This window comes from Arthrobacter sp. AG1021 (genome assembly GCF_003633665.1).
Lineage (GTDB): Bacteria > Actinomycetota > Actinomycetes > Actinomycetales > Micrococcaceae > Glutamicibacter > Glutamicibacter soli.
The window spans coordinates 84,411-91,408 of the sequence record NZ_RBLB01000012.1 but is presented as its reverse complement, the minus strand read 5'-3'; the positions used below and the strand labels follow the sequence as shown (position 1 = coordinate 91,408).

The 6,998-nt window shown below is 55.5% G+C and carries 9 protein-coding genes; 4 read left to right on the top strand and 5 right to left on the bottom strand.

Annotation, left to right across the window (positions count from 1 at the left end; all coding sequences use genetic code 11):
- Nucleotides 1-201 precede the first annotated feature (201 nt).
- Both DFO58_RS17380 and DFO58_RS17375 read left to right on the top strand, forming a co-directional pair.
- The gene (locus DFO58_RS17380; protein ID WP_120991847.1) at nucleotides 202-513 is read left to right on the top strand and encodes a MerR family transcriptional regulator; all 312 of its coding nucleotides are present in this window, start codon (nucleotides 202-204) and stop codon (nucleotides 511-513) included.
- Nucleotides 514-1,013: 500 nt separating this feature from the next.
- Nucleotides 1,014-1,280, top strand: coding sequence for a hypothetical protein (locus tag DFO58_RS17375; RefSeq protein WP_053799102.1), 267 nt, complete (start codon nucleotides 1,014-1,016; stop codon nucleotides 1,278-1,280).
- Nucleotides 1,281-1,501: 221 nt separating this feature from the next.
- Here DFO58_RS17375 and DFO58_RS17370 read toward each other — a convergent pair whose 3' ends face one another.
- From DFO58_RS17370 to DFO58_RS17360, 3 genes are all read right to left on the bottom strand, one after another.
- Entirely contained in the window at nucleotides 1,502-1,831 is a 330-nt protein-coding gene (locus DFO58_RS17370) for a hypothetical protein (protein WP_286163658.1), read from the bottom strand.
- Nucleotides 1,832-2,304: 473 nt separating this feature from the next.
- Complete coding sequence (locus DFO58_RS17365; RefSeq protein ID WP_147407329.1) at nucleotides 2,305-2,745, bottom strand: hypothetical protein; 441 nt, start codon at nucleotides 2,743-2,745, stop codon at nucleotides 2,305-2,307.
- 901 nt (nucleotides 2,746-3,646) lie between these two features.
- Nucleotides 3,647-4,030: a helix-turn-helix domain-containing protein gene (locus DFO58_RS17360; protein WP_053799099.1), complete on the bottom strand. Its 384-nt coding sequence runs from the start codon at nucleotides 4,028-4,030 to the stop codon at nucleotides 3,647-3,649.
- Between the two features lie 87 nt (nucleotides 4,031-4,117).
- On the opposite strand from DFO58_RS17360, the gene DFO58_RS17355 reads away from it, so the two are divergent.
- Nucleotides 4,118-4,522, top strand: a complete 405-nt coding sequence (locus DFO58_RS17355; RefSeq protein WP_053799098.1) for a RidA family protein — start codon at nucleotides 4,118-4,120, stop codon at nucleotides 4,520-4,522.
- A gap of 173 nt (nucleotides 4,523-4,695) precedes the next feature.
- Here the strand turns inward: DFO58_RS17355 and DFO58_RS17350 are convergent, their stop codons facing one another.
- Both DFO58_RS17350 and DFO58_RS17345 read right to left on the bottom strand, forming a co-directional pair.
- The gene (locus DFO58_RS17350) at nucleotides 4,696-5,439 is read right to left on the bottom strand and encodes a hypothetical protein (RefSeq protein ID WP_120991846.1); all 744 of its coding nucleotides are present in this window, start codon (nucleotides 5,437-5,439) and stop codon (nucleotides 4,696-4,698) included.
- 78 nt (nucleotides 5,440-5,517) lie between these two features.
- On the bottom strand, nucleotides 5,518-6,096 hold the full coding sequence (locus tag DFO58_RS17345) for a recombinase family protein (RefSeq protein WP_053799096.1): 579 nt from the start codon (nucleotides 6,094-6,096) through the stop codon (nucleotides 5,518-5,520).
- 505 nt (nucleotides 6,097-6,601) lie between these two features.
- Between DFO58_RS17345 and DFO58_RS18355 the strand changes: the two genes are divergently transcribed.
- Entirely contained in the window at nucleotides 6,602-6,931 is a 330-nt protein-coding gene (locus tag DFO58_RS18355) for a hypothetical protein (RefSeq protein ID WP_147407328.1), read from the top strand.
- Nucleotides 6,932-6,998 lie beyond the last annotated feature (67 nt).

The following is a 6,998-nucleotide window of genomic DNA, read 5'->3' as shown; positions in this document are numbered from 1 at the left end:
TCAGAGCTGAGTTGGGTGTTGAAAGCTCGCTGTACCAAGCGGTCGAAATCGCGAAGTACCTCGGTCTGCATCATCTGAACTCATTCCTTTCTGGTGTGACACTCTATGATGGTGCAATTCACTTTCCGTTAGATCTATACCTAACGATGTAGATTTTATAGCATGGGAATCAGAGATCACGCAAGCTACGCAAGGTAAAAAATGTCAAAAAATTCTGCACACCCAGAAGGTGCCTCTCGAACGCATTCCATTGCCACCGCTGCGCAGAGCGTGGGGGTAAGCGTGCAAACTGTCAGGCTTTATGAAGTGCGAGGCTTGATCACCCCGGCACGGACCAGCGGGGGCACGCGCAGGTACCACGCGGAGGATTTGGCCCGGCTGAAGCAGATATCTGACCTGATCGAGCGGGGCGTGAATCTGGCCGGCATCGGCATCATCTTGGAGCTGGAAGCTGAAAATGATGGGTTGCGACAAGAGCTTGCGGCCCGGCCGCAACGCGAAAGCGGGGAGTGACTCTCCCGTGGATGCCGTGCCGACGCCGGCCAGGGACCACGAACGCTTGTGCAGGTAGCTGCCCCGGAGTGGAATCCTCCTAAGTGAACGGTCCGCCGTGCATACGGCGGAATCTCCCCTACGAGATTGTGCCGTGATGTGCCGTGGAGCTGAGGAAACCATGGCATCATGACTCGAGATTGTAGGTACTTCCAGTCAACGTTCAGAAATTTGAAGGAGGGTCTTAGCTACCGAAGGTGCAGGTCAGCTCCTGAACCGGTGGCACACAGGATCAGGTGTTCCTCTTCATCTCAATCGTTGCCGCGGCACGCGGCTGGATGGTCTAGACTTGCCAAGGAATAATCCCCGACTGATCCGCGTAGTTGAAAAGACCAGGTGTAGCTGTGATCCTGCCGCCGCGGCGTAGGGGATGCTGAGTATCTCTCTGTATCCTTGACCTATAACCCCTGCTGGTTTTTAGTCTCGGTATCACGGAGAACTATTGGACGACCCGGGAGTTCATGGTGAACACGCCTCGAAAAGACATCAACCTCTCTCTTTCTGCTGATCAGTACGACGATCTCACCAGTGCCTTGGAAGGCCACCGCAAGGGGATCCAGCAGCTGGCGGACGAAGCCAAGCTCGGCTTCGGGCTGGATGAAGCTTACTGGAGCAATAGGGTTGCGGAAGTCCAAGAATTATTAGACACCGTCCAACGGCTCGCTGCGGGGGAAGATCCCGAGGGGCTCAAACATGCCCGGCATCCCGCCGGGGATGAACAATCCTAAAGGCGCCGACGGAACCTCTGAATCCCCTGACGTAGAATTAGTTCCAGGGCATGGATCGCACGATATTGCGAGGGATTTCAAAGGCGAAAACGCGCCCCTCAATGAGCAGGGATGGAAAATGGATTGCAAGACCATCTTCCACCCCGGAACGACCTGACCGATGACTGGCCTTGGATCGTAATCAGCTTCAAAGGAGGCCTACTCCCGGATGCGAGGGGTGCTCAGGCGTAGAAGCGCTGTGCGTATGTTTTGGTTTCCGGGGCTGGCTGGAAGGCAGGGATGGGATGGGCGACAGAGCTCGCTTCCCAGTACTTCGAACGGAAGGTCACCAAGCCTTCATGCTCGGCGCGGGCGAAGAGATCGCTGATTTGCGTGGCATCTTTCTCGGCATCGACGCAACGTAACGCCGGGTTCGGTGCGCACAGATGCAGGAACTTCAAGGTGTCGGAGTATGCGTCGAGCATTGCGACCAGGACGGAACGATTGTGCATGGAAACCAGACCCATCACATCATTAAGCGGCTCATGAGGTACGGCCATGACCACGGGCATGCCTTGTTCCCACCCGTGAGCCCTGAGGTGCTTACGACCCTCTCGCGATCCTAGCAGTTCAGATACACGTTCAGCCGTTTTGGTGCGTGCGATACGTCCTGGCATTGGTACTACCTCCCACTGTGTTCTTGAGTTTTCCGAGTGATCCCCATCAACTTGGAACAAGTCACTTTCCCGAACGGGTTAGCGGCTCCTAGTGTCTGATTTCCACCCTAGGAGATTACCCACAGGAAGAACAGGTGTGCACGAAAGCTCTACTCAGGGGATATTTCTGTGCGTTTACGAAGCAGATTCGAGCGCAGAGAGCTCAGTTCAATATCCGATATATAGCCAGGGGGTAGTTCAGATAACACCTAGTCAAGTGTTATAAAAATTAATTTGCCCTCTTGAGGGTGAAATTTATTGCGGTATATGTTTAGCTTGGCAAAATGCTCTCAGGTTTTTTTCAGCCAGTCACAGGAGGTCGCAGATCGTCACGAATCACTTTTTGCGGTTAATTGATTGACACTGCGCACATCGTTCCGGACGAAACAGGGGATTTCGTGAATTGCGGCGCTGTGAGCCCAAAAGGGCACGCGGAAGGGGCGAAGCCGGTTCTGGGCCTGCCTAATGCATAGGTGTTCGAGAATGGTGCCAGAGGGCAAGGGTGGGACGCGATCGAAGATTGGACTAGGAATTGTGATGTGCCATAGCTGCAGCTCGTTGTATTCCTGGATCCCGACGGCCAGAAGTACTGCGCGTCCGTGGACGGAGGCGAAACCCATGATTTCTTCGACCTGGTCTTGGGGGTCAGCGAAGATGACCGGCATTCCTTCAACCCAGCCGTAGGTCATCAGGTGGCGTTGCGCGTCCTCATTGGCGAGTAACTGGGCGAACTGTTGGGTGGTCCATCTGCGCTGTGTCGCTGAATCCAAGATGCCCCCCAAGAACCGGACGCGCCAAGAATCGCTCCTCAACGTCGTCATACCCCAGGATGGGCCATGGTATGAATGGCTGCTCCTTGGCGCTCCCGCGTCATGAGGGTCTTCTTTGAGCATAGTCCTGTTGCTGTTCTTTTCCCACGGCGACCTTCGGCGCGGAGTGAAAAGCTCTGCGGTTTACGCCACCATGCCCCGCTGCAAGTGGATCTCTTTTCGCGCGGGTAGCAGGGATGACTGGCCGGTTGGCCTGAGATGCGGCCTATGCGGACCCAGCTTCCTCTGGGCTGTCATATCTGATTTTCAGATGCGCCAAGCAGCATGCGCCTCTTAGGGTGGGGCATACTCTCGCAAGTACGCCCCGCCGCAGTCCGCGCAGAAGCCCTTGCCTATGGGGGATTGCAGGGGCTTCGTTGAACGAGTAGCACTTGGGGGATACTGCTCGTCAACCCCGTAGAAACGGATGATGCGGACTGGTCCTAGTATATATGTTTTCGAACTTCCGTAAATTCATTCGTATGGATGTTCCTGTGCGTTTGGAGCCATTCGATCGGATTTTGTGAGGCCATCCTGCAGGTATATCTTGACGTTTGATTAAAGTCACGAATTTGGGACTGCGACTTGCGCGTCGGGGTTTGCGGGCAGTTCGCGTGGTTTGGCTATTCTCCTGTGTCCTGCTCGCGGCAATGGGATGGGGATAGTGAGAATCCAGGTCGTGGGATGTCAGGTGTCGAGCAGATTTGTCGAGGCGTTAGCGCACTTCACTCCTTGGGTAGCGGGGCGTGCGCAATGCCCACAGACGTCAGGAACACAGGGCGTGGGCATCGCTGGCATTCGCGGGACTGAGAAGCACCTTACGTTTGCGCGAAAAAGGTTTCCTTCGTGGGGTGTGACTTGGTTACTCGCTGTGGGATGGGAGGTCTGTGTTGTCGAAGCGGGCTCGGGCTTGGTTGATTCTTTCCATGTTGCGTGTTGCCCACGCGAGTATTTCTTCGATCGGGCTGCGCATGGACTTGCCTAGGGGCGTGATCTGGTATTGCACTGCGACGGGCCGTGAGCTGAGGAGGTGGCGTTCGATGACACCGTTGCGCTCCAAGCGGCGCAGGGTGGTTGTCAGTGATTTCTGGCTGACGTCAGGAATGGCTCGGCGCAGTTCGTTGAATCGCCGGGGAGAATCGCATAGTTCGCTCATGACCAGCAGTGACCATTTATCGAGGACCTGATCGAGTAGCTCGCGATGGGGCGTTGAGAGGGTGAGTGGTGAGGGGGTGGTTTCGGGCACGATACCTGGTTTCGTTGCAGTAGCTTTTGTTGACCAAGTATAAATTGTATACCTGCAGTTCGCAGGGCAAGAGATGAGGAGAATGGCATGCCAGTACAGTATTTGAGCCCGGAGGGGATGATCCCTCAGACCCCGTATCATCACGTCGCGGTGGGGACCGGGACACGGTATGTTCACGTGGCTGGGCAGGTAGCCCATATGCCTGATGGGGGCCCGATTCCGTCTGATCTGGCTGGCCAGGTCGGCCAAGCCTTGCGTAATGTGCGGCGTGGGTTGCAGGGTGCGGGGGCAGAATTCCGGGATGTGGTGAGGCTGACGGTGTATGTCACCGAGTGGGAACCGTCGAAGATGGGGGAGTTCATGGCGGGGGTGGAATCCGTGGCTCAGGAAGTGGGGTTGCCGATGCCGATGCCGCCGGCGTCGTTGATCGCGGTGGTGCAGCTTTTTGAGCCTGGGGTGTTGGTTGAGATTGAGGCGACCGCTGTGGTGTAAGTGTGCGGGTGGAGCGGTCGAAAACGATCGTTTTTGGGATGAAGAAAACCGTCGTTCGAGCAATCGCTCGAACGGCGGTTTCTCAACGTTCTCGGTTTCCCGAAACTCGGAACCGAAAGGTCGTGGCCCAGAACTGGGATCGTAGCGTTTTCGGGAAGAATCCTTGAGGTGCACTATGGATTGAACAGACGCATTTCGAGGCAGTCGGAGCGTTCTGCTTCGGGCAGGTATTCCATGACGTTGTTGATGAGTTTCAGGTAGTCTCCATACTCCGATGGAGTCCACCAGGCTTTGTCAGGCCAGCCAATGGAAGCTGCAACCTTCTTGTCCAGAATGAGATGGCGCATTTTCTTGCTATCCGCGGGGCCAGCTGCGAAGTACAAAAGCTTGGTGAAGAAGGCCGGGCCGAGACCCTTGAGCCTGTACTGCTCACGTGTCCAGAAGGATCGGTATGCATCCTCCGATTCGACGTTCGAGTCTTTGGCGAGCATGATTCCGCCGAGGAGTTTTCCTCCAACGTCCGGTTCGCTCAATGTTGGAATTCGACGGTAGATATCCTGGGCTTTGGCACCGGCGCCCCATGAACAGACCGCGACGTAGAAGTTGACCGCATCCTGTGCAGTTTCCACCTTGGTACCCAGAGTGAATAGGTCGCCTCGGCTGAGGGCAAGTCGCCCTTTGCTATCCTTTTCTCCGCTTTGGAGGATGGAAGGAATGCCCGGCATGTTTTCGTCCCACCGGTTCAACCAGTGCCGAGGGTAGAACAGGATAGCGTGGTTCTCGACCTCTGAGACAGTGGGTATACCCTTGCCATTGCGTAGGAGGTCTACAACTTCGGCGGTAGTGTTTCTTGTTCTGGCCAAGATCCAGCTCCAGTCGTGGAAAAGTTGCGTCGTATGTTGCTCAGCGTAGTCCATTGCTCCGACGAGTTGCCCAAGCTTTAGAAAGGTCAGCAAGGGCAGGAAGTGCTGTAACCCTTACTGAGCAATGTTTGGTTAGGGAAGTTCTTTGATCCGTCGGTAGAGCGTCGCACGGGACATGCCCATGTCTTTGGCGACTTGGGTTGCTGGTTCGCCGGACTGGACCAGTTTGGCGGCAGTACGGATCTGCGATTCAGTGAAGGTCGGGCGACGGCCTCCGAGGTCGCCGCCAGTGGTGCGGCGTTTGGTGACCGAGTCGGTGATCCGTTCGCGTTTGATCTCCAACTCCATTTGGGCCAAGGCGGCCATGACGGTGAAGACCATGGCTCCCATGGGCGTTTTGGTATCCACGTCACCGCCGCCGAGGTTCAGCACCCGCAGCCCGACATTGCGTTCGCGTAGCTCTTGGGCGAGCTCGAGCATTTTCTGAGTGGATCGCCCAAGCCGGTCCAAAGTAGTGATCACGAGGGTGTCATCCGGATGCAACGCGAGGAGCGCTTTATCCAGTCCTGGTCGTTTGGCGAGTGCTCCGGACTGGCCGTGGTCGATGTAGAGGTCGTCGCGCCGGATACCGGCGGCGAGGAGGTCTTGGATTTGCCGGTCGGCGTCGTGGGCTTTGGTGGATACGCGGGCGTAGCCGATTAGTTTGGTCATCAGTCCCTTGAAGGTGTCTCGTAACTAACGATGTAGACACGATTCTACGTCATCGGTTGCGACACATAGTTGCAAGAATTTTGAAGTGTTGATTTTCCGCGGATTTTTTCGTTGGGGAGTGAGCTTTGGTGAGACGTCTTGCAACCTATGGGTTGTAAGACGCGTGCGTGTATTGAATTCGGGCTCGCATCCTGCTCTTTTGGTCAGATTTGGCAACCTTGTTTTTTGGGGAGGCGCTTCAAAGTGGCCCATGATGCGCTTGACCTCGGCGCAGAAGTCTCGATTACGCAATCCCTAGAATTCGAAAGGAAGGAAAGTACCGCGAAGCCGCGCTTTTGCCGTGTGGCATTTTTGGACGCGCCCTAGCTGCGCACTCAGTGTGCTAGTTCGCTTAAGGGGAGTGCATGCGAGGTCGACGGTTTATTTCTAAACGTTTTTTGTGATGCTTGACACCCCCGATCGTAAGCGATAGTCTCCTCCTATCCATCCATCAGAGGAAGTTATTATGAATAAGGTTCTCAAGTTAGTGGCGGCTACGGCATCGGCTGTTGGGCTTCTGGCAGGTGGAGCCCTTGCGGCTGCACCCGCAGCGAATGCTGCGACTGCTTGTTCCGCAAATCGTGTACTTGTCGATGATCGTGGGTGGCTTCCAGATAGCCATAAGGCTACCGGTCGTTGCAGCAAGATTGACGGCAACAAAAAAGTTCGCATCAGTCTCGATCGGATTGCCGATTTTGATTACCACACCTCATGGTTCACTCGGACTAACACCACTTACAGCACCAACCAGTCAACGTTGACTCGTGGCGCTTACTACACCGTACGCAACGTCTAAATACCAATCGGTTGATGGCCCGCACTGTGAGTCAGTGCGGGCCATCTGTCTGTCCTGAAAGCAGAGT

Coding starts and splice junctions, on each gene's coding strand:
- DFO58_RS17380 (WP_120991847.1), top strand. CDS start 202: ATGTCAAAAAATTCTGCACACCCAGAAGGTGCCTCTCGAACGCATTCC.
- DFO58_RS17375 (WP_053799102.1), top strand. CDS start 1,014: ATGGTGAACACGCCTCGAAAAGACATCAACCTCTCTCTTTCTGCTGAT.
- DFO58_RS17370 (WP_286163658.1), bottom strand. CDS start 1,831: ATGCCCGTGGTCATGGCCGTACCTCATGAGCCGCTTAATGATGTGATG.
- DFO58_RS17355 (WP_053799098.1), top strand. CDS start 4,118: ATGCCAGTACAGTATTTGAGCCCGGAGGGGATGATCCCTCAGACCCCG.
- DFO58_RS17350 (WP_120991846.1), bottom strand. CDS start 5,439: ATGGACTACGCTGAGCAACATACGACGCAACTTTTCCACGACTGGAGC.
- DFO58_RS17345 (WP_053799096.1), bottom strand. CDS start 6,096: ATGACCAAACTAATCGGCTACGCCCGCGTATCCACCAAAGCCCACGAC.
- DFO58_RS18355 (WP_147407328.1), top strand. CDS start 6,602: ATGAATAAGGTTCTCAAGTTAGTGGCGGCTACGGCATCGGCTGTTGGG.